Annotated in this window: 17 protein-coding genes; 8 read left to right on the top strand and 9 right to left on the bottom strand. The window is 41.1% G+C overall.

The window, feature by feature from the left end; genetic code table 11:
- Complete coding sequence (locus FLM54_RS16825; RefSeq protein ID WP_178957039.1) at positions 1-531, top strand: DUF6942 family protein; 531 nt, start codon at positions 1-3, stop codon at positions 529-531.
- Positions 532-553: 22 nt separating this feature from the next.
- On the opposite strand, the gene FLM54_RS16820 is transcribed toward FLM54_RS16825, so the two are convergent.
- A complete protein-coding gene (locus FLM54_RS16820) occupies positions 554-1195 on the bottom strand; it encodes a LysE family translocator (protein WP_178957038.1) in 642 nt (213 codons plus the stop codon).
- A 114-nt stretch (positions 1196-1309) separates the two neighbouring features.
- On the opposite strand from FLM54_RS16820, the gene FLM54_RS16815 reads away from it, so the two are divergent.
- Together FLM54_RS16815 and FLM54_RS16810 are read left to right on the top strand one after the other, a co-directional pair.
- A complete protein-coding gene (locus FLM54_RS16815; protein WP_226916194.1) occupies positions 1310-1753 on the top strand; it encodes an Lrp/AsnC family transcriptional regulator in 444 nt (147 codons plus the stop codon).
- Positions 1754-2043: 290 nt separating this feature from the next.
- Positions 2044-2253, top strand: a complete 210-nt coding sequence (locus FLM54_RS16810; protein ID WP_008110773.1) for a cold-shock protein — start codon at positions 2044-2046, stop codon at positions 2251-2253.
- 100 nt (positions 2254-2353) lie between these two features.
- Here the strand turns inward: FLM54_RS16810 and FLM54_RS16805 are convergent, their stop codons facing one another.
- From FLM54_RS16805 to FLM54_RS16790, 4 genes are all read right to left on the bottom strand, one after another.
- Positions 2354-3010 carry a class I SAM-dependent methyltransferase gene (locus FLM54_RS16805; RefSeq protein ID WP_178957037.1) on the bottom strand — a complete coding sequence of 219 codons (657 nt, stop codon included), beginning with the start codon at positions 3008-3010 and terminating at the stop codon, positions 2354-2356.
- 9 nt (positions 3011-3019) lie between these two features.
- Positions 3020-6670: an SbcC/MukB-like Walker B domain-containing protein gene (locus FLM54_RS16800; RefSeq protein ID WP_178957036.1), complete on the bottom strand. Its 3651-nt coding sequence runs from the start codon at positions 6668-6670 to the stop codon at positions 3020-3022.
- Positions 6667-7914, bottom strand: a complete 1248-nt coding sequence (locus FLM54_RS16795; RefSeq protein WP_178957035.1) for an exonuclease SbcCD subunit D C-terminal domain-containing protein — start codon at positions 7912-7914, stop codon at positions 6667-6669. Before FLM54_RS16795 ends, FLM54_RS16800 begins: the two co-directional genes overlap by 4 nt.
- 66 nt (positions 7915-7980) lie before the next feature.
- Complete coding sequence (locus FLM54_RS16790) at positions 7981-8217, bottom strand: hypothetical protein (RefSeq protein WP_010388711.1); 237 nt, start codon at positions 8215-8217, stop codon at positions 7981-7983.
- Positions 8218-8621: 404 nt separating this feature from the next.
- On the opposite strand from FLM54_RS16790, the gene FLM54_RS16785 reads away from it, so the two are divergent.
- From FLM54_RS16785 to FLM54_RS16770, 4 genes are all read left to right on the top strand, one after another.
- The gene (locus FLM54_RS16785; protein WP_178957034.1) at positions 8622-11066 is read left to right on the top strand and encodes a M1 family metallopeptidase; all 2445 of its coding nucleotides are present in this window, start codon (positions 8622-8624) and stop codon (positions 11064-11066) included.
- 2 nt (positions 11067-11068) lie between these two features.
- Positions 11069-11563, top strand: coding sequence for a DUF6702 family protein (locus tag FLM54_RS16780; protein WP_138606453.1), 495 nt, complete (start codon positions 11069-11071; stop codon positions 11561-11563).
- A 226-nt stretch (positions 11564-11789) separates the two neighbouring features.
- Positions 11790-12407, top strand: a complete 618-nt coding sequence (locus tag FLM54_RS16775; protein ID WP_138606455.1) for an HAD family hydrolase — start codon at positions 11790-11792, stop codon at positions 12405-12407.
- A 466-nt stretch (positions 12408-12873) separates the two neighbouring features.
- Positions 12874-13599 carry a YebC/PmpR family DNA-binding transcriptional regulator gene (locus FLM54_RS16770; RefSeq protein WP_010388706.1) on the top strand — a complete coding sequence of 242 codons (726 nt, stop codon included), beginning with the start codon at positions 12874-12876 and terminating at the stop codon, positions 13597-13599.
- 105 nt (positions 13600-13704) lie between these two features.
- On the opposite strand, the gene FLM54_RS16765 is transcribed toward FLM54_RS16770, so the two are convergent.
- The gene (locus tag FLM54_RS16765; RefSeq protein ID WP_178957033.1) at positions 13705-15897 is read right to left on the bottom strand and encodes a malate synthase G; all 2193 of its coding nucleotides are present in this window, start codon (positions 15895-15897) and stop codon (positions 13705-13707) included.
- Positions 15898-16135: 238 nt separating this feature from the next.
- Here FLM54_RS16765 and FLM54_RS16760 point away from each other — a divergent pair, with 238 nt between their 5' ends.
- Positions 16136-17737 (top strand): isocitrate lyase, encoded by a 1602-nt coding sequence (locus FLM54_RS16760; protein WP_008110760.1) that lies wholly within the window; start codon positions 16136-16138, stop codon positions 17735-17737.
- A gap of 1027 nt (positions 17738-18764) precedes the next feature.
- On the opposite strand, the gene FLM54_RS16755 is transcribed toward FLM54_RS16760, so the two are convergent.
- From FLM54_RS16755 to FLM54_RS16745, 3 genes are all read right to left on the bottom strand, one after another.
- The gene (locus FLM54_RS16755) at positions 18765-20783 is read right to left on the bottom strand and encodes a S9 family peptidase (RefSeq protein WP_178957032.1); all 2019 of its coding nucleotides are present in this window, start codon (positions 20781-20783) and stop codon (positions 18765-18767) included.
- A gap of 161 nt (positions 20784-20944) precedes the next feature.
- On the bottom strand, positions 20945-21679 hold the full coding sequence (locus FLM54_RS16750) for a 5-oxoprolinase subunit PxpA (RefSeq protein ID WP_178957031.1): 735 nt from the start codon (positions 21677-21679) through the stop codon (positions 20945-20947).
- A 1-nt stretch (position 21680) separates the two neighbouring features.
- Positions 21681-23489: a glycoside hydrolase family 3 protein gene (locus FLM54_RS16745; RefSeq protein ID WP_178957030.1), complete on the bottom strand. Its 1809-nt coding sequence runs from the start codon at positions 23487-23489 to the stop codon at positions 21681-21683.
- Positions 23490-23650: the final 161 nt, after the last annotated feature.

Genomic DNA, 23650 nt, shown 5'->3' with positions numbered 1-23650 from the left:
GTGAGCAGCCAGTTAATAGGGTTAGGTGATGACTCATTTAGAGTTGCTGTGTATGTCGCAAAAGCGCCCCCTATGCCCTACTTTGAAACACTAGAGCAGCTAGAGCCTGTGGTTAGTGGGCAAATAAACAGTATAAATCAGCACTGTGGCAATGGCTGGCGAAAAGTCTTTAATGTGTACGCTAAAGTGTTATTTGCGCTGCCAAGCGAGTATTACTCATTTGCTAAACAAGCAGTGAGCTGGCAAGCATATCGAGATGAGCTGTTGTTACAGCAGCATAGCGGGACTGCATTACTCTTTAGTGCGCCTGTGCTCACTGAGCATAAAAACCAGTTGCACATTATTGCTGGGCGAACTCACGCTAAAAACTTAATACAACAAGGTAAATTAAACGCCCAATTTGATTGGCTTGATGATGAGTTTGCTATAGATAAAAGCCAGAATATTATTGTGTGCCCCTATTTTGATTATAGGCAGCTGAGTAATATTAAAATTGCCCGTTTGAGTGAATTAGTGGCTCAGCTAAGATAAGCCACTTTCTTTTTTGCTACTGTTACACGACGTGAGTTAGTTTTTGTGCGCTATCAACTAGCATTAGTGAGCCCAAAATAAACAGTACACATGCCGATGCACGCCCAAACTTAAGCGACAATGCGGGATTGTTACTAAGGATTTTTCTGGCACTTATCCCTATTAACCAATACACCAACGCACAGCCTACTAAATGAATTACACTCAGTACCAGCAATTGTTCAGTGATAGAAAACGATAAAGTTGGCAACACAAACTGTGGTAACAAGGCTAAAAATAACAGCATTACTTTAGGGTTTAAACCACTAATGATAAAGCCCTTTCTCATCCACTTTATAGGCGTGTCTGAGGTGTGTTGTTGGCCATCGTTATAGGCTGCAGGCATGGGAGGAAATCGGTATAGTGATACGGCAATCCAAATTATGTATAAAGCGCCGAACAAGGTTAACAGCTTTATAAAAATAGCATGCGATGCTAATAGCGCACCTAACCCTACCACCACAATTAAACTGGCCATTAAATGCCCAAGTATTAACCCTGACACCGCAGGAACAATTTTATCGCCTGCTATTCCTGCGCTAATTGTATAAGCCCAATCTGCACCAGGGGTGAGAACAAACAAAATTGATACCAGCCAAAAAGAAAAAATAATATTAATATCCATAGCGCTATAACCTAAAATAAGTGAGTAACTATTTTATTTCTTTCTGATGAGTAAAAGTTACTGTATTTTACTAATATAAGCGTTCATTTTAGGAAATAATTAACTATGGATACCATGGATAGGAAAATTCTTGCTGAATTACAAGTCGATGGCAGACTTACCCTCTCTGAATTGGCTGATCGTGTTGGGCTAAGCGTGTCGCCCTGTCACCGCCGTGTTAAAGAGCTTGAGAAAAGCAAAGCAATTGTGGGTTACCGCACCGAAATATCACCTGAGAAAGTGGGTTTAAACTTTTCTGCGTTAGTATTTATTACTATTAAAGAGGGCGATAAAGTGTCGTTAAGCAAATTAGAGCAAGCAGTGGATGCTATTCCTCAGATCACCAATGCTCAGCGGCTATTCGGTACACCTGATTACCTGTTACATGTCGTTACTAAAGATTTAGCCGCGTTTCAGCAACTCTACGATGACAAGCTATCAGCCCTACCAGGTGTACAACGTTTAACCTCAACCATTGTAATGAAAGATATTGTAAGAGCGCGTAATTTGCACTTTTAACAGGTTACGTTTTAACACGAAGTTTAAAAAGTTAAGCCGAGGACGCTGTAAAGCCTATTATGAGAGGCTTTACAGTTGTATATAAAAATAAAGTATAAATAAAGCTTGTTATAAACTGTATTGCTGTTATTCTGCTTGCCATCGGGTTGATAGAAAGCCCAGTTTATTTGTAAGTACCACGTTGTTATTAGTAATAATCCTTCGCGATATCCTCAAGTTAAATGTTTGTTTTCTTCCTGTTAAACGCCTATTTTAAGGCAATTTTTTATTTATTTTTTTAGGATATTATTATGTCTAATACAACTACTGGTACTGTAAAATTTTTCAACGAAGCTAAAGGTTTTGGTTTTATTGAGCAAGAGTCTGGCCCAGACGTTTTCGCACATTTCAGTGCAATTTCAGGCGACGGTTTCAAAACTTTAGCTGAAGGCCAAAAAGTACAGTTTAGCGTAACTCAAGGTCAAAAAGGCCCGCAAGCTGAAAACATCGTTTGCATCTAATTTAAAGGGAGTGGGCTTTATAGCGCACTCACCACGCTAAACTAACGTTAAGCGATAAAGCTAATATCAATACGATATTAGCTTTTTTTTTGCAAAAAATTTATACCACGTACCCACTAAAACCAAGTGCTTTAAAGTACAGTTTTGGAATGCCAAAGCCACATTCATTAAGTAACTCACTAAAACGCATCCGATCAAGCGGGTAAAACTCACGCTCTAAGTTATGTGCCATTTGCGTTTTTCCTGCTTCACTAAGGCCAAGCTCTTTGCATGTATTAAGTTGTGCCTCTCGTTCAAACGTGGTTTCTGGGCGCATTAAATCAGCAATAAATACTGGTGCAGATTTTTTAAGATTATTTTTAATCCCCTTTAATAACTGCTTCTTATCGCCGTTATCTTCAACAAAATGCATCACCAATAAACATAATACCGCGTCGGCTTTAACTTTTAATTTATCTACTGGTTGGCACTCAATGCTGATACGTGCATCAATACCTTGCTCTATAAAGCGTTGCTTAGCAATGGCTAACATGTCGGCCGAGGTATCTTGAGCGGTAAACTGCCATGTAGAATTAATATTCGCCAGCGCTGCGATTTCTTTACCTGTGCCTGCGCCTACCACTAAAATATGGGCGTTATCAGTTAACGTAGCGCTTAGCTGTGCGTTGGTTAGTTGATGTAATAGCTCGTAACCTGGGACTAAACGGGTAATACGGTTATCATACTCTTGTGCTTCTTCGCCTGTAAAAGTGGGCATACTATTTCCTTAAATTACGTTTATGGTGGAGTATCCACCCGGTTTTTTAGCGACATGAATTTGCGTTGCAACGCGTTCGCTCATTTCACTTACATGTGAAATCACACCGACCTTTCTACCTTGCGCTTGCAGTGAATCTAGCGCGTCCATTGCAATACTAAGTGTTTCACTATCTAGTGTACCAAAGCCTTCGTCAACAAATAACGAGTTAATTTGCACTTTGTTTGAAGATAAAGAGGCCAGCCCTAATGCAAGTGCCAACGATACTAAAAACGATTCTCCCCCAGAGAGTGTGTTTACAGAACGTTGTTCATCGGCCATATCGCGGTCAATAATCGCTATATCAAGTGAATCAGCTATTGCTGTGAGTTCGTAACGCTTATTCAGCGTTTTTAAATGGCTATTAGCATAATGTAGCAATATTTTTAGTGTTTGTGTTTGCGCTAAATTACGCATTGTTTTGCCGGTTGCATCACCGAGCACTTTATTAAGTAAATGCCATTGTTCTACTTGTTGTTTAAGTTTGCTTAGCTCAGCCTGCTTGCCCTCAAGAGCTTTAGCATTTTGGTTGTGCTGCTCGATGGCAGTATTAATCGTAAGTAAGTTATTTTGTAATTGTGTTTGCTGCACAGTTAATTGAGTTTGTTGCTCAATTAACTGTGCTTCGCTGTTTGCTGGCTTATTATTTTGCTGATGCTGCTCATTGGTATTTTGCTGTTGTTTTAGCGCGGCACGAGCATCAACTAATGCTTGAGATAACTGCTCGCTATGCTTTAGCTGCTCTTTAATATCGTCATTACTTATAGCCAGTAGCACCTCGATTTGCTGATGGCTAATATCAGCATAAAGCGCGCTAAATTCTTCAAACCAAGCACTATAGCGTGTTTCAAGTGTGGCTAGCTCTTGGCTGTTATCGGCGAAGCGCTGCTCAAGGTTTTTAAGCGTAATAGCGTGCTCATCGCGCTGTTTTACGGCGCTATCGTGTGCCTGTTGACTCTGATTTAATTCACTCTGGCACTGCTCTACTTGCCTATTCAGCTGAACCTGATAATCATCAGCGCTAATCGTTTGGTTATCGATTAACGCTAAGCGCTGTTGCTGAGTATTGTTGTGTTGTTGCTGTGCTTTAGTTAAATCGTCGTTGAGCGTGCTAATTTGCTGCTCAGCTTTAGTAATAAGGGGAGTTAGTTGCTGCAGCTGTAAATTAGCGCTGTCTAATTGCTTTTGAGTTTGCTCAAGTTGTAGTTGCTGATGTTGATACTGCTCTACTTGCTCACCTAGCTCGCTTAGCGTTAACGCGCCGGTTTGCAATGTTTGCCAAAATTGACTGTTTTCAAAATGAGAATTCAGCTCACTTATAAGTGCTTCGCGTTGGCTGAGCAATTCCTGGTGCTTATTATTAAGCATGGTGAGCTGATTGTTCAGTTCAACATGCTGGGTATTTAATTGTTGCTGAGCAGTCTGTTCTTTTTTAGCCGTGTTTTGCAGTTGGTTAACCGTTTCTTGCAACTGGTTTTGTTGTTTTTGTGCTGAAAAGTACTGCGCTTTTTGCTCGCTTAATTGTTTATGGGTGTCATCAAGCTGCTCAACGCTCAAGTCATTAAGATCTGTTTTAGCCGCTTGCATGGTGTTTTTAATGTCCAACATTTTGGCTTGGGCATCAGCAATCGCTTGGCTTTGCTGCTTATGCTCAGCGACTAAAACAGCATGTTGCGTTTGATGTTGATGTAGCTGAGTTTGTGCATCTAAGTGCTGCTGCTTAGCGCCAGTATAAGTATTTTCAAAGTCGGTTATTAAGTTATTAAAAGGTTGGCTTTGATTGTTTGCAAACGGATGCTCAGTGGCTCCACAAACCGCACATGCCTCATTAGGCAGTAGTTGTGCGCGTAAATGTTCAACATGTTCACTCGCACGCAGCCGTGCTTGATTAAGCGATTGCTCGGCGTGTTTAAGTGCTTGCTCTTTACTGCTTAATTGCTCACGCAGTGTGATGTTAGTTTGTTCACTCTGAGTTAGCTTTTCTGCTGTAGTACTTTGTTGCTGCACTGTGTGCTTTAGTTCTTGATTAAATTGCTTATAACGCGCTCGCTGATCTTTTAAATAATCAATGCTTTTAAGCTGATTATCGCACTGCTCAATATTAAATTGCTCTTGCTGCTGGGTGAGTTTATTTAGGTTTTGTTTTTCAGTGCTTAGCACTTGCTCTGCATGTTCAAGCTGTTTATTTTGCTCATTAAGCTTGGTAGCGAGTGTGCTTAGCTGCAAAGTAGTTGCTTGCTTTTGTTGCTCGAGTATTTTTAATTGCGTTGTAGTATTAAAAAACTGCTTAAAGCTGTGATTAAAATAGTTCCAATCAGTGGCCAATGGCTTTAGTTGATTGTTTTCCTGTAACCATTGCTGATGCTGAGCACTTTGTGTTGTTGCCTGTTCTACGCTGAGTTTATTTTGTTGTAACTGCTGTTGTAATTCGCTTAATTGCTGCTGCTCTTTGGCTTTTTGTTGTGTCAGGCTTGTTATACTTTGCGTAAAAATAGCTAATTGACTGTCGAGCTCACGTGCCTTTGTAATCAGTGGCTCAGCCGTTTGTTTTTGTTGTTTTGCTGTTGCTAAGTCGCTTTGTTGTTTTTTAACCTTACTTGCTTGTTCATTAATAAGCGCGGCATGATCCAGCGCGTTTAATTCCTTTATTTGCGAATTTAACTGGCTGTTTTGCACCGTTAAGCTTTTAAAGCGCTGGCGATTGTCTTTAATTTCAAGCGCACTTTGTGCTTGTTTTGCTTGCTCACTTTGTGCTTTAACCGCATTTAGTGCATCACTTGCTTGTTGCTCGTTTTGTTGAGCCGCTATTAATGCTTGCTCTAAACTGTGTGCTTGTTTATACCAATTAACACCCTGCTCTGTGCTGGCCAACGTTGTTTTTATGTGTTCAGTTTGTTTTTTAAGTTCATCAAGAGTTTGTTTTTTCTCACTTAGCTCTTCATCAGACAATAACGCATAACTGGCTAAGCTGGCTGTTAGTAATTCAAATTTATCTTTAACTGCTTTATTACGCTCAAATATACGTTGGCCAATTCGACTAAATTTATCGGTGCCAGTAAGGCACTCTAAAAGTTGTGCGCGCTCATCGCCGGTGGCTTTTAAAAAGGCGGCAAACTCATGTTGTGCTAGTAGCACTGCACGGGAGAATTGCTCAAAAGTGAGGCCTATTTTATTTTCAATGGCTTTGATGGTGTTGCTTTTTTCGGCAATTAAGGTTTCATCAGGTAAGCTATGCAAAGTATGCTCGGCTACTTTTAGTTTGCCGGTTACTTTTTTATGCGTGCGTTGAATACTGTAGCGTGCTCTATAAAGTTGCTGATTTTGCCCGCTAAAGTCCACTTCCGCATAGCCTTCCCATTTCCCACGGCGCAATAAATTGCGGGCATCGTTAAGCTTTATGTTGTCGCCGTTAAAATCAATTAGGTTACCTTTGTCGCCTTTCAAACGAGCAGTTTTCGTATAAAGCGCTAAACAAATGGCATCAAGTACGGTACTTTTTCCCGCGCCGGTGTCACCTGTAATGGCAAATAAACCTGCGTCTTTGAGTGGGGATGCTAAAAAGTCGATTTCGGCATCAGCAATGGAGGCTAAGTTATGAATACGCACGGCGGTTATTTTCATAGTAGCTGCTCCTGTTCAAGTTCATCAATAACGTTGGTTAATAGTGCTTTTAATTCACTGGGAACAGTTTCGCCAGCCATATCTTTGTCGTTATTAAAGGCTTGTTCGAGCAAATTAATTGGGTTGAGCATTTCCACAAAGCTTAAATCCTCAAATACCGTTTCTGAAGAATTATTCACTTGCTGATCGCGTACCCGTTCTATACCACAAAAGTTAACCTGCTTGCCTTTTAGTGCTTGTTCAATTTGTTCACGAAAAGTGGTGTCAATATCACTGGATTTTAGCTTTACTCGTAAATATGGCGCTATTTCGTATTGTTGTGTATCGAGTGCTTTTATTTGCTCGCATAGCTTGGCTAAAGGGACGCACTCCCCCTCGGGTAATACAATTACTTCAGCGAGCCTAGGAATGTAAAGGGGGTTTACAGTGGTGCTTAGCGGTTGGTCTTTTTGTACGTTAAACTCAACCACGTTGACTTGATGGGTATATTTCCTTTCTGAAAACGACATTGGAATAGGTGTACCGCTGTAGCGAATGTACTCATTTTTAGCCACTAACTGTGCTTTGTGTAAATGCCCTAGCGCTACGTAATTGGCATGCTTACCAAATACTGACGCTGAAATGGCCTCTTCACCGCCAATGACTAAGTTACGCTCAGAATCACCAGAAATATTTCCACCTTTGGCATGTAAGTGACCCATAACAATTAAAGGTGTACTTTCATTGGTAAGTGTTAATGCATGTTCAAATGCTAGTTGGTAAGCTTTAGCAACGCCTTGTGCGTAACTTGGGCCATCCTCGCTCTGGCTAAGCGTACTTATATCGCTGGTTCGTAAAAACGGCATAGCGATTACTACAGCGTGTTTGTCGTTATTATTAATTGTTATTACCACGTCATTTGGATTGGCGGGATCAAACCGGCCTACAACATGGGTATCAAACTGGGCTAATAAGGGCTGAGCAGCCAAAATACGATTAGCAGAGTCATGATTGCCGGCAATTATGACCACATGTAATTGTGGGCACTGTGCTTTGGCATTTTTTATAAATTGATAGAGTTGGTTTTCGGCGCTAGCACTGGGGGTGGCAGTATGATAAATATCGCCCGCAACAAGCAATAAATCGATTTGTTGGCTAACGAGGGTGGTTAATAACCAAGAGAAAAAAGCATGATGTTCATGACGGCGATCATGTTCATAAAATTGCTGACCTAAGTGCCAGTCTGAAGTGTGAAGAACTTTCATTTTGCGCTCTTAAAAAACCATAAGAGCGCCAATATACCCAAGGCAATTAAAGATGCAAGTATCGCTTTAGGTTAAAGTATACCAAGCAATAAAAATAACCGGCAAAGCAGCAAGCGCAATTGTTAAAGGCCACTTTAATGCTTTTGCTTTTTTTGCCTGTAATACTGCTAGTGCGTTTGTTTCATTACAAGCAGCCACTTTATCAATATACAGGTAGCCTGAGTTAATATACTGCTTACAATTTTGCACGTCTGCTGGTATTGCAATTAGTTTTTGCTGCTTTTTTAGGACATAAAAATCCATAAACTCACCACACTTAATACGACTAGTTAGAACAAAAAATATTTGAGAGAAACACTAAAAAAGTACCCTCAAATTAAAAAAGTGGGCGATTCTAATTACAAACCATAGTAAAGATCAACCTAAAACTGCGTTTTTTAGTATTTTTAATGAAAATAGCTGTGTTTTTTCATTTTATCTCTACTTTTAGTGATACTCAGCCTATTTTGTAAACCCCCTTTACAGCTTAGTTTTTTATGTAAATTGCTAAACAATTTAGTTAAATGTTGTTGTGTAAAACCGTGTTTTTTATATTTACATAAAGGTGTGGAATATCACCCTATAAAAGTAGGGTTTTATCGCTATTTTATTGAAGCTTAGCTGTAAATTTGTCACAGTAGCGTCACTAAAATCGATCAGGATTAACAATGAAGAAAAATTTATTTACATTGAGTGCATTTGTATTGCCTTTGGCAATGGCGAGCTCTGTGATGGCCTCATCTGTTGAACAGACTAAAGGCAGTTATGTTGATAAGTTTCGTCAACTAGACGAAGCTTTGCCTACCCCTAATGTTTACCGCAGTGCCGCAGGTGCACCTGCAGAAAATTACTGGCAACAACGGGTTGATTACGATATTGATGTAAAGCTTGATGAGCAAAAGCGTCGTTTAACGGGGAGTCAAACAATTGAATATAAAAATAACTCACCGCATACGCTCAAATATTTATGGCTTCAACTTGACCAAAACATTTTTAAAAATGACTCGATAGCAGAAACCACGCAAACTTTTAAAAGTACCCTACAAAACGAGCCTGATGCTAAGCCTGCTAAATTAAGTTTAGGTGATTTACGTCGTCAGCAGTTTATGAACGACAATGAGCTAGGTTACACCATTAGCAATGTTAAAGATGAAGATGGTAAAGCGCTGCGTGTAACGGTTGTTGATACTCTAATGCGTATAGATTTAAACACGCCACTAAAGCCCGGTAAAGATGTTGAGTTTAGTATGGACTTCGCGTTTAACCTCGTTGAAGAAGATGCGGTAGGTGCACGTGCAGGTTATGAGCACTTTGAAGAAGACGGTAACGATATTTTCTTAGTGGCACAGTGGTTCCCTCGTTTAGCTGCGTATACTGATTACGAAGCATGGACCAACAAGCCATTTTTAGGCAGTGGTGAATTCACCTTAGAATTTGGCGATTACGACGTTGAAATTACGGTTCCTGCAGATCATATTGTATCGGCAACCGGTAAGCTTGATAACCCAAGCTCTGTTTTAACTAGTACTCAGCGCAAGCGTTTAAAAAAAGCTGAAACAGCAAAACGTCCTGTATTTGTAGTTACTGAAGAAGAAGCGCTCGAAAACGAAAAAGCCGGTACAGACAAAACAAAAACGTGGCACTTTAAAGCTGAAAATGTTCGTGATTTTGCATGGGCGTCGTCACGTAAATTTATGTGGGATGCTAAAGGTTACCAACAAGGGGGGAATGAGCAACCATTGGTTATGGCGATGTCGTTTTTCCCTAAAGAAGGTGGCGATTTATGGAAGAAATATTCAACGGAATCTGTGGTGCATACCATGGAAGTGTATTCAAAATATTCATTTGATTACCCATACCCAACTGCACAGTCAGTTAATGGCCCAGTAGGGGGTATGGAATACCCAATGATCACCTTTAATGGTCCACGTACAGATTTACAAGACGATGGCACACGTACTTATTCTCAAGCAGAAAAGCGCTTTTTAATCGGGGTTGTTATCCACGAAGTGGGGCATATTTATTTCCCTATGATTGTAAACTCAGATGAGCGTCAGTGGACCTGGATGGATGAAGGTTTAAATAGCTTTTTAGATGGTGTTGCTGGACGTGAATGGGATCCGACCATTCCATGGGGTGTTGAGCCACGTGATATTGTGGCGTACATGAAGTCTGAAACTCAAGTGCCTATTATGACGCAATCAGACAGTGTGCTTCGTTTAGGGCCTAATGCCTATACTAAACCAGCTGCTGCATTAAATATTTTACGTGAAGTTATTCTTGGTCGTGAATTATTTGATTTTGCGTTTAAAGAGTATGCTCAGCGCTGGAAATATAAGCGCCCTACTCCGGCTGATTTTTTCCGTACTATGGAAGAAGCGTCAGGTGTTGATTTAGATTGGTTCTGGCGTGGTTGGTTTTACACTACAGACCATGTTGATATCTCGCTTGATAAAGTATATCAATTACGGTTAGACACCAAAAACCCTGATATCGACTTTAAGCGTTTACGTGATATTGAAGCGAATAAGCCAAGTTCATTATTTGTTGAGCGTAATCGCGCTGAAGGTAAAAAAACCTGGGTTGAGAAAAACCCAGATGTAACCGATTTTTATGACGAAAACGATCGCTTTACGGTTACCAATAAAGAACGTAATTCGTACAACAAATTTTTAAAAGGTTTAAAACCGTGGGAGCGTAAAACACTCGATCGCGCACTAGAAGAAGACAAAAACTACTATGTTATGGAGTTTTCAAATTTAGGCGGCCTAGTGATGCCGATTCTTTTAGAGCTAACTTATGAAGATGGCACTAAAGAAGAGCGTTACATTCCCGCAGAAATTTGGCGTCGTAACCACAAAAATGTACAAAAGCTGATTATTACCGACAAAAACAAACCGCTGACATCAGTAACGGTCGATCCAGGCTGGGAAACGGCGGATGTGAATGTAGAAAATAATCACTACCCTCGTCGTATTATTCCTTCACGTATTGAAGTGTACAAACGTGAAAAGAGTAAGGCAAAAGTAAGCCGCGATATCATGCAAGATATTAAAACTGAGCTGAAAAAAGACGAGCCAAAAGACGAAAAAAATAACGACGAGGATCAATAATAATGCGCTTTTTGCTTATTATTGTTTGCTTTTTAATTGCTGCGCCGAGTATGGCGCATCAATTAAAATCATCTGTTACAACGATGTTATTTAATCAGCGCACGCACAATATTGAATTGATGCATCGTTTTTACTTACATGACACAGAGCATGCTGTTGGCAGTTTATTTAAAGGCAAGGTGGATATTATTGATAACAAGCGTGACCAAAAACGCTTTGCTAAATATGTTGAGTCTCATGTTGCTTTGCAAACCTTAGAGGGTGAACCACTTACGCTTAATTATGTAGGTGCACAAGTGGATGGTAAGTTCTTTTGGGTATACCAAGAAGCGACGATCCCCGATGAGATTGAAGGCATTAGAATGAGTAATGGCGCACTGCGCGATTTATGGCCTGCGCAAGTCAATATGGTAAATGTTGAGGGGCGAGGAAAAGTAAAAACGTTAAACTTTAGTCAAGACGATACATGGCTTGAAGCACGATTTGAAACTAACTAACCCACTGCGCACCTTTTCTTAGGTGCGCATTTTTATACTGTTAGGTTAGCTGATCGCGTTAACTTACTTCATCGTAAAACCAACATAACAGAATCATACAAACCGAACTAATGTGTATCAAATGAGCTATACTGAGAGCGTAATGGATTAAGTTTTTTGTAATTGTCAATTGATATACATTTTTAATGTAAAGCAAATCCGCAAACTAGTTAGCACAAGGAATGAAATGAAAACGCAAATTGAGGCAATCAAAGGTGTTATTTTTGATTTAGACGGAACCTTAGTATCATCAGAATTAAACTTTTCATTAATTAAAGCCCAAGTAGGTTGCCCAGCAGATCAAGACCTACTCGAGTATATAGAACAATTACCCTCGCCCTACATGCGTGAAGAAGCAATGAATATAGTGCATCAGCATGAGCTACTTGACGCACAAAACGCGAGTTTTTTACCTGGTGTTGTTGAAGCTGTCAATGCTCTGCAAGCAAAGAATATCCCCATGGCTATTGTGACGCGTAATTTTGATAAAGCGGCTTCATTGAAACTTCAGCATAATCCGTTGCCAATCGAAACGGTACTCACCCGAACCGACGCTCCTGCTAAACCCGATCCAAGTGCCTTACTAACGATTGCAAGCCAATGGGCAATGCCAGTTGATAATGTTATTTACGTTGGTGATTATTTATATGACATACAAGCGGCCCATAATGCAAAAATGCGAGCCTGTTTATATGCCCCCGATTTAACCCCCGCGTATGCTGAGCAAGCCGACTTTGTTATTCATGGGTTTGATGAATTAGTGTCGTTAGTTGAAAGTTACGCTGAAAAGATTGGGGTCTGTTGACCTTTAAAGGTTGAATTTGCAGCGGTCTGTTTGGTATTTAGGCAAGGCAGAGCCTATGTGGTGTGGTTACTCCCCATAAATAGGCGATAACGCAGCAGCAATGCCAAACAGGCGCTGCCCTTCGGGTTCTGCCTAGGGGCGATTTACTCTTTGTTGCCTACATGGATGTAGGTAAGGGGCGTGAGCAGGACGCGGAAGCTTTGCTCGGTTTTGACTTAGTCCATTAGGTTACAAACCTTGCGCCGCGATTAAATAGCCCCTAGTTTGAACAAATAGCAATCCGCAAAGGTTAACAGACCCTAATTATGTTAAATTGCGCTTTATTTGATTTCGCTAATAGCATAACGGGTATTATTTAAATTAATACTCAACTGCTTTTGCACAGCATAGCATGTTGAACCACTAGCCCAATACGCTTTGAATTGGTAAAATATCAAAAACAGAACGTATTCAATAGAGGCACAAGATGGGCAGAGCATTTGAAGTCCGCAAAAGTTCGATGGCTAAAACAGCCAACGCGAAAACTAAAGTAAATTCGAAGTACGGTAAAGAAATTTACGTTGCAGCCAAAAGTGGTGAACCCGACCCCGATGTAAATCAAACATTGCGCCGCTTAATTGAAAAAGCCAAAAAAGACCAAGTTCCCGCGCACGTAATCGAAAAAGCAATAGAAAAAGCAGCCGGTGGGGCAGGGGAAGATTACTCAACTGCACGGTACGAAGGCTACGGCCCAGGTAATTGTATGGTGATTGTTGATTGTTTAACTGACAACCCTAATCGTACAATTAAAGATGTGCGCTTACCGTTTACTAAAACAGATTCGAAAATAGGCACACCTGGTTGTGTTGCTCATATGTTTGATCACCTAGCTGTTTTAGGGTTTGCAGGCGACGACGATGAAGTCGTGTTAGAAGCGCTGATGATGGCTGACGTTGATGTGACTGATGTAGAAGCCGAAGATGGCAAGGTGTCGGTGTTTGCACCGCATACTGAGTACTTTAAAGCTAAAACGGCATTAGAAGAAGCATTTGAAGGCATTAACTTTGAAGTTGATGAAATTACCTTCGTTCCACAAGTACATGTTGAAATTACAGATGAAGAAGTGATTGCCAACTTTGATAAATTTATCAATATGCTTGAAGATTGCGATGACGTACAAAATGTTTATCACAACGCGACCATTAAAAACTAATTCGTAGTTTTAACTAGGCGAATTTTAGCTATTTTGCCGCTTAATAAAACAAAAAGCGCGTTTTGTGTAGGCAAAACGCGCTTTTTAGTGTTAAATAAATGTCAGCTATTCAGCTTGGTTATGGTGCTGTGCTTTATATTTTAAGCGGTAGCTATGCAGTAGTGGCTCAGTGTAACCGCTAGGTTGGCTAACACCTTCAAATACTAGTGCCGAAGCCGCTTGGTAGGCAATGCTGTTAGCTAATGTTTGCTCATTAGTAGCCATGGGGGTGTAAAGGCTGTCATGTTCATTTTGGCCATCAACAACCTTAGCCATTTTTGCCATCACTTTTTGTACTTGCTCTTTACTGCACACGCCATGATGCAGCCAGTTGGCGATATGCTGGCTTGAAATACGTAAGGTCGCTCTATCTTCCATTAAGCCAATATGGTTAATGTCAGGCACTTTAGAACAGCCTATTCCTTGGTCAATCCAACGTACAACGTAACCTAAAATACCTTGCGCGTTATTTTCAAGCTCACTTTGAATATCTTCTTTTGACAGCGTTTCTGGGTTTGCCATTAGCGGGGGTGTTAATAAGCTTTCTAGGCTTGCTATTTGGCGCGTGGCAATGCTTTGCTGCAGGCTAAATACATCCACATCATGGTAATGCATTGCGTGTAATGTGGCGGCGGTAGGGGAGGGCACCCAAGCCGTATTAGCACCTGATTGAGGATGCGCTATTTTTTGCTCCATCATCATCGCCATTTTATCGGGCATTGCCCACATACCTTTACCAATTTGCGCTTTATGGCTTAAGCCACAAGCTAGGCCAATATCAACGTTACGATCTTCATAAGCGCTGATCCAAGGCTGTGCTTTAATAGCCGCTTTAGGCAGTACCACACCCGCTTGCATAGAGGTGTGTATTTCATCACCGGTGCGGTCTAAAAAGCCGGTGTTAATAAATACAACACGCTCTTTAGCAGCATGAATACAGGCTTTTAAGTTAGCAGATGTACGACGCTCCTCGTCCATAATACCCATTTTCAGGGTGTTTTTAGGCAAGCTCAGCGCCTCTTCAACCATGCCAAATAAAGTGTTAGCAAATGCTACTTCATCAGGGCCATGCATTTTTGGCTTTACAATATTAATACTTTGCGCGGTTGAGTTTTGAATGGCATTTTTAGTGTTTAAATCGTGCAGTGCGGCTGTTGCGGTGAACATGGCATCCATGATGCCTTCAAACACATCATTACCACTTACATCGGTAATAGCAGGGTTTGTCATTAAATGCCCAACGTTACGCACAAACATCATACTGCGCCCTTTTAGGGTCAGTTTTTGGCCATCAAGGCCTGTATATTGGCGATCGGCTTGTAACGTACGGTCGACCATTTTGTCGCCTTTTCTAAACGTTTCAACCAAGTTGCTCTGCATTAGGCCCAACCAGTTTTTGTACACTTGCACTTTATCTTCGGCATCAACTGCGGCAACTGAGTCTTCACAGTCCATAATGGTGGTCAGCGCCGCTTCAAGTACCACATCTTTTAGCCCTGCTTTATCAGCTTGGCCAATAGGGTGGTGATGATCTATTTGCAGCTCAACATGTAATCCATTGTTTTTAAGTAAAATAACACTTGGATTTTGTGCCTCACCTTGATAGCCAACGAGTTGTTCAGGGTTTTTAAGTGTAGTGTGTGAGCTGTCGCGTAATGTAATAGCAAGTGCGCCATCCACAATTGAATAGTTAGTGCTTTCGATGTGCGAGCCATTTTCAAGCGGTAGCGCTTTATCTAAAAACTGTCTGGCGTAAGCCATTACTTTAAAGCCGCGCACTGGGTTGTATTGAGTCCCTTTCTCTGCACCATCTTCTTCACTGAGTACGTCTGTGCCGTATAGTGCATCGTAAAGTGAACCCCAACGTGCATTAGCAGCATTTAAAGCAAAACGGGCATTACTAACCGGTACCACTAACTGTGGCCCTGCAGTCAATGCTATTTCTGGCTCTACATTCTGAGTTTCAATATTAAAGTTTTCAGGTTCATCAACTAAATAACCAATGTCTTTTAAAAACACTTGGTACTGGGCTTGATCACCGTTTTTATTAGCAACATGGTAGTCATCAATCTGCTTTTGTAATTGTTCACGTTTAGCAAGTAGCGACTTGTTCAGCGGAGTAAGTGTTTGCACTATATGAGCAAAGCTTTTCCAAAACTGGTGTTCGTCTAGATGGGTACCAGGTAATAGTTGTATTTTAACAAATTCAGCTAGTTGCTTATCAACGCTGAGTCCAGAGTGGGTGAGAGTGTGGCTCATAATTAAAATCCTTAAACGGTCCGACAGAGTGCACTTTTTATGTGCGTACACTTACCATATCGCAAAAAAGTCGCTTTGAGTGCTTTTTGGCCATTCACTATATGTATAGCCGTAATAACAACTATAAATTTACTAAATCTAAAAAATAAGCCTAATGTTTAATTAAGCGCTACAGAGCTAACGCAATGTAGTCACTCTCTCAACAATAAATATTAATACCCGTTCGAAGGACTTTATTATGACAACATATCAAGGCGAAACAGATACACTAGCAACACTATGCCAATCACAAGGCAGTGCATGGAAAACTATTAATCCTGAATACGCAACTCGCATGCGTTTACAAAATCGTTTTCGCTCTGGTGTTGATATTGCACAATTTACTGCTGACATTATGCGTGAAGACATGGCTGCATACGACAAAGACACAAGCCAGTACACACAGTCTTTAGGTTGTTGGCATGGTTTTACTGCGCAACAAATGATGATGGCTATTAAGCGTCACCAAAAAACAACTAAACGCAGTTACGTATACCTAAGTGGTTGGATGGTTGCAGCGCTTCGCTCTGAGTTTGGCCCACTTCCAGACCAAAGTATGCACGAGAAAACATCAGTACCTGCACTTATCGAAGAAATCTACACCTTTTTAAAGCAAGCTGATGCACGTGAACTTGACCATTTATTTAACGAGCTAGACGATGCAAAAGCAAACGGCGGCGACGTTCAAGCAGTGCTTAATAAAATTGATAACTTTGAAACGCATGTTGTGCCAATCATTGCTGATATTGACGCAGGTTTTGGTAACGAAGAAGCGACTTACCTACTTGCTAAAAAGATGATTGAAGCCGGTGCTTGTGCTATCCAAATCGAAAACCAAGTATCAGATGCCAAGCAATGTGGTCACCAAGCTGGTAAAGTTACCGTTCCTCATGAAGACTTTTTAGCTAAAATTAACGCAGTACGTTACGCGTTCTTAGAGCTAGGTATTGATAACGGTATTATCGTTGCGCGTACCGATTCTCTAGGAGCAAGCCTAACGCAAAAAGTACCGGTTTCACAAAAACCAGGTGACTTGGCAAGCCAATACAATGCATTTTTAGAAACAACACCGGTAAACAGCGTTGAAGATTTAAATGAAGGCGAAACGGCAATGAAGCTTAATGGCCAACTTTGTAAGCCTACACGCCTAGATAACGGTTTATACCAGTTCCGCGAAGGCACTGAGAAAGACCGCGTAGTACTAGATTGTGTAACTAGCTTACAGTCAGGCGCTGATTTACTGTGGATTGAAACAGAAAAACCACACGTAAAACAAATTGCAGAGCTGGTAAATCGCGTTAAAGAACAAGTTCCAGATGCTAAATTAGTATACAACAACTCACCGTCGTTCAACTGGACGCTTAAGTTCCGTGAGCAAGTATACCAAGAGTGGCAAGAAGCAGGTCGTGACCTTAGCGCTTACCCAAGTATTGATGACAACAAAGCGCTTATGGCTCCAGAAATGGATGCAACAGAGCTTGCAGCAGCCGCTGACTTATTAGTACAAAACTTCCAACGCGATGGCGCACGTGAAGCAGGTATTTTCCATCATCTAATCACATTGCCAACGTACCATACAGCGGCACTAAGCACAGATATTCTATCTGAAGGTTACTTCGGTGACTTAGGTATGCTGGCTTATGTACGTGACGTACAACGTCAAGAAATCCGTCGTGAGCAAGCGTCAGTTAAGCACCAAGACCTTGCAGGCTCTAACATTGGCGATACGCACAAAGAGTACTTCTCTGGTGAGAATGCACTTAAAGCCGGTGGTGAAGCTAACACCATGAACCAATTCTAATTCTACTAGATATTGTTACTTAAGGGCCGCAAGGCCCTTTTTTTATGCCTGCATAAAAGCAAAATTTAATAGATCAGTATTTTACTAGCTAGTCATTCAGGGATGCAATGCAGGTTAAAAGTGTAAATAAATTTAAAGGATGTTTATGCTCGGCTGTGAGGGCTTTATGTTGATTTCGCTTTAACACGGGTAAGCACAATAAATTACCCGCTTTTTACCACATATAGATCAGAGTTTAACTAGGGTCTGTTGACCTTTCAAGGTTAAATTTGCAGCAGTCTGTTTGGTAGTTAGGCAAGGCAGAGCCTATGTGGTGTGGTTATTCCCCATAAATAGGCGATAACGCAGCATCAATGCCAAACAGGCGTTGCCCAAAGGGTTCTGCCTAGGGGCGATTTACTCTTTGTTGCCTACATGGATGTAGGTAAGGGGCGTGAGCAGGACGCGGAAGCTTTGCTCGGTTTTTACTTAGCCCACTAGGTTACAAACCTCGCGCCGCGATTAAACCGCCCCTAGTTTGAACGAATTTTAATCCGCAAAGGTCAACAGACCCTAAGCTACTAAAAGCAGATCACGATTTAACTAGCTAGTTCAAAAAGCAGATCAGGTTTTAACTAACCAGGTTAAAACAGCCATTATCTTCATTATAAAGGGTCGATTTGCCTTTCTAATCCTTAATTTGGTCACTTAAACGCTTAATTTAAAGATTTTTAACCGGGGTTTGAAAGGTAATAAACCGATTTTTTACTAACTGTTGCTGCTTATAAAACATTTTTTTACTAACTGAGGGCTTATAAACAGTGACTCAAACCGAATTTTTACTAACTCAGAGGAGCTGAGTTAGTATAAACCGAATTTTTACCAACTCAATTTGAAGCTAAGTCCGATATTTAGCTTAAGTATGTAAGGGATTACTCACATTATTGCTGTAAAGGGGGTTTACACTTGTGAGGCTGTGAGCTGTGAGCTGTGAGCTGTGAGCTTCGAGCAACGAGCTTATATAGCTCGTCACTCATAACTCTACGTTTTACTTCGAATGCTTATCAAACCACCATTGAATGTAAGCCACTTTGGTCATTAAATTTGATGGACGGGCAGTTATACCATGTGAAGCGTTTGGAATGCGGACCATCGCGGTATCAACCCCTTGTAATTTTAAGGCTTGATAAAACTGCTCTGTTTCTGAAATTGGCGTACGGTAGTCTGCTTCACCAGTCAGTAACATGGTTGGGGTTTTAACATTGCCAACATAACTGATTGGTGAGCGCTTCATGTAATGCTCAATATGGTCCCAAGGTTTGCCCGGAAACCAATAATCGGCAAAAAATGGATAGAAGTCGGCAGTTAGTACAAAGCTGATCCAATTAATCACAGGCTTAGCAACAACAGCTGCAGCAAAGCGATCTGTATGGCCTACAATCCATGCGGTTAATACACCACCGCCGGAGCCACCGGTAACGAACAGCTTAGACTCATCAATAAAACCTTTATCAATTAGCGCGTCAACACCTGTCATTAAATCATCGTAATCATTGCTTGGATAATTATGGTGAATGGTTTGTGCAAACTCTTTACCGTACGAGTCACTGCCTCGCGGGTTCATGTATAAAACGACATTTCCTTTAGCGGCAAATAGTTGTACTTCGGCACTAAAGTGAGGGCCATAGTTAGCAACAGGGCCACCGTGAATTTCAAGCACCAGTGGGTATTTTTTTGATTTATCAAAACCCGGCGGGTAAGCAACCCAGCCTTGTATTGGCAACTCATCATGGCTTGATTTTAACCATAACTCTTCAACCTTGGCGAGCTGTTTAGTTTGTAGTGCATCTGAGTTTAAATCGGTTAAACGCTTTACTGTACCTCTCTTTATTGTAGCTACATCAGCAGGGCGCTGGGTATCAGCCAGTGTAAACGCAATGTCACCATTTTCACTAATATCAAAATCACCACCAGAATAAGGGCGGCCAAACGCTACGCTACCTATTTGTTCGGTAATCACCTTACGTTTACCACTTCGAGGTTGATAAGCGAGTGCGGTTTGGCCTTCATCGGCATAGCTAAAATAGAGGCCTTTTGAATTTGCGCTCCATTGTATTTGGCCAACGCTGCGATCGAAATCGCTAGTCAGACTTTGGGTATCACCGGTTTTTAAATCACGAATATAAAGCTGAGTATTTTCATAGTTAGTGCGCTTGTCATCGTAGCCAGTATAAGCAAGGTACTGACCGTTAGGTGAGACCTGAGGTTGTTGATCTGGTCCATTACGGTCGGTCAGTGCGATGATCTCTAACGTGTTTAAATTAAGCTGGTACACTTCACTATTGGTTGGCTTGAGTGCATTTTCAGCGTGTCTATTGGCTGAGAAATAAAGTAATTCGCCGTTTTTACTAAAGCTTACACCGCCATTATAATCAAAGTTATCGTTAGTGAGTTGTTGTGCATTGCCGCCATTCGCATTAAGAGTAAATAGCTGATTAAATCCTTTTTGACTATAGCCTCTGCCATCTGCACGGTAGTAAACATCGTCAATAAATTTAGCAGGGTCTGCCCAGCTAGCGCCTTTAGGTTTACCTGGTAAACTGACAGGTGGTGAGCTTATTTCAGGAACAAACATACTAAACACCAGTTGTTTAGAATTAGGTGACCAGGTGATTGAGCGAGGTGCATTAGTAAGATTACTAATTTTTGCCACAGCACCCGTTTTAAGCCACTTCATGTATATTTGATTACTGCCATCTCTGTTAGAGATAAACGCAAGGCGCTGTCCATCGGGTGACAACACAGGCGAGTAGTCCATAAATACACCTGATGTTAAGGGCTGTAGTTGTTCAGTGTTGTAATCAACAGACCAAATATTACCGACTTTGCGATCGGTTTTAATATCCATGCGGTTACGAACGAAATATACTGTTTTACCGTCGTCAGTAATATCTATTTGGTTGGCATATTCTAAGTTGAATATATCTTGAAGTTGCAATGTATCGGTATTGGCAACGGCCAAGTGGCTGCTACCTAGTATAAGGCTCATAGCTAAAAGCGTTTTCATTGTTTATCCCTGTTTTAAATCACTAATCTATTTATAGGGTAGTGGAGGGATAATTTATAGTCAGATGCGACGAAGCTCGCATTTAAAACTACCAATGAATGCAGGTGGTAAAAGAAAGCAAAAGCTGTAAAGGGGGTTTACAGCTTAATCTGTGTACGGCTTTAGTTATTGGTTGAACAAAGCGCTTTTATCTCTTCAATAATTGCAATGCCTTGGGGATTATCGCCATGCACACAAATGCTGTCAGCAACCAGTTTCAACGATTTTCCAGATTGAGTAGTCACACTGTTACTGGCTAAAAGCTGCTTAACCTGAGCTAATAATGCGTCTTTGTTATGCACACTGCCGGCTATATTTCGTGATACTAAGTGCCCTTGGTCAGTGTACTGCCTGTCTGCGAACGCTTCTAATATCAGTGTGAGCCCAAGGTGGCGAGCCATTGTTTGATGTAGCTTGGCATCGGCTGTGGCGAGTATCATTAACTTTAAGTTTGCAGGGTAACTGGCAACTGCACCCATAACAGTGGTGAGTAGTTGCTGGTTTGTCATCATGTCGTTATATAACGCACCATGGGGTTTTACATAGCTAAGGGTTAACCCTTGTACTTTTGCCATGCCATCAAGGGCGGCTATTTGATAGTGCAAACATTGAGTGAGCTCAGCCACGCTCATGCTCATTGAACGCCTACCAAATCCTTGTTTATCGGGGTAGCTTGGGTGAGCGCCAATCATAACATTATGTTGTTTAGCCAGCTTCAGGGTATGCGCGATTACACTCGAATCACCTGCATGAAAGCCACAAGCAATATTTGCCATATCAATATGGGGCATAACATCGTTATCAAGGCCCATTTGCCATGCGCCAAAGCTCTCGCTTAAATCACAATTAAGTTTCATATTAATGGCTCTTCGATTGTTTAATTGTTACCGGTAATTGGCCTTTGGCTGGAGCTTGGCCTAATAATACTTTCGCCAGTGCAGTAAAGGCAGGCCCAGACACCAGCTCGTTTTTATCCACATCAATATTATAAGCATAGGAAGCAAGCACTGCATCAGCATAGAGAGCAAATTGCGCAATGTCATACGGTGCACGTAAACTAATAAATACCGTGGGAGTGTGTTGTTTAGCCATTTTTAGTAATGACTCAAGCGCTTTAGGTTGCTCTGCGTTATTTAAGGCAAAGTTTGGGTTATCGGCTAAGTCATCCATACCGCCAATTTCCACTGCACTTTGGTTCGGCGTTGCATTGCCAGCAATAACAATACTTGCTTGGTTTATGTTGCGCTGCGCTTCACCTGGATCAAAGCCCTGTAAGCTGCTGCAACTAAAACTGAGTGGTTGTGAACTTAACGCACTAATTGCTTGTTGCATTGCCATGCACTTGCGGGTGTCAGGCATAATAATATGAATATGCTTATCAGCGCTAAGTTTAAGCGGCAAGGTATTATTGTTATTTCTTATTTGGGTAATTGCCGCTAATGCCAGAGATGCTTCTAATTCACGATGTGCTTTATTACCAATAATGTGTTTGGCATTTGCCAATGCATTAATGGGGTTAGGTAAAGCGTTTAATTTAAATTGATGTTTAAGTGAGGTAATTCGCTGCGTCGAATGGGCAATTTCGTCTGCGTCTAGTTGCTCTGTTTTAACAGCACTGACTAAAGAGTCAATGAGCGCATCGAGTTTATTTATATCCTCAGGCGTTCTAATTTCTATTGGCATTAGCGCAATATCAACTCCAGCTGCAAAAGTGTTTACAACTGCTTGTGTAGGGCTGAAAAAATGGCTAATACCAGCCATATCCAGTGCATCGGTTACCACTACGCCTTGATAGTTCAGTTCATCGCGAAGGATATCGGTCATGATTTTACGCGACATGGTCGCGGGTTTAATCATTTGCTTACCGTCTACATTGGTTAATGTACTGCTATCAAGCTCAGGGTATTGAATATGCGCGGTCATTATCATCCCAGGACTATGCTGCTCAATAATCTGTTTAAACGGCGCTAAATCTTGAGCGTAAATGACTTCTTTTGAATGCATCACTTTAGGTAAGCCTGTATGGCTATCTACATTGGTATCGCCATGTCCTGGAAAGTGTTTTATAGCGCTAATTATACCGTTTTTTTCAAACTCAATAACTTGTGCTGCACCCATTGCCGCAACTTCATCAGGGCTTTCACTAAAAGAGCGTACATTAATAACTGGATTGTCAGGGTTCATATTTACATCAACCGTTGGCGCATAATTTACATTAATGCCAAGCACTGAGAGTTCAGTGGCCAGTATATTTGCCGTTTGGGTTGCGAAATACGTACCGTGCTCAGGGTAAGTTGCGCCAATTGACATATTACCGGTAAATGAGGTGGCCACATCGCGAGGTAAACGAGCTACGCGTCCGCCTTCTTGGTCAATAGAAATAAACAGTGGTAGGCCTGACTTAGATTTAGATGCAGCTTGTTGTAGCTGCTGATTAAGGTTAATAATTTGTTCTATGTTTTGGGTGTTTTCAGAAAATAAAATCACCCCGCCAATATCATAACGGCTAATTGCTTTTGCTAATTCATCGGGCAATTCAGTTAATGGCGTTCTGCAGCGTTGGCTACTGCCTTGCTGACAAAAATAGCGTAAATCGAGCATAAGCTTTTGCCCTAGTTGCTGCTTAAGTGACAGCGCAGAATCGGCAAAAGAAGATTTTATTGGCATGAAACATCCGATTAAAAAAAGAGAAGACGATAACAAGTACTTATTTAGCAACACACACCTCAAGGCTAAATAAAAATAAAGTGCATGCAGCTTAACTATTATTGAGCTTAACTGCAAAACCCAGCAAATATAAATCGTATGATTTAATTATCCTTAAAATA

The organism is Pseudoalteromonas sp. Scap25, assembly GCF_013394125.1.
In the GTDB taxonomy this organism is placed as follows: domain Bacteria; phylum Pseudomonadota; class Gammaproteobacteria; order Enterobacterales; family Alteromonadaceae; genus Pseudoalteromonas.
Note: the sequence above shows the minus strand (reverse complement) of the source record. Positions and strands in the feature narration are given on the sequence as shown.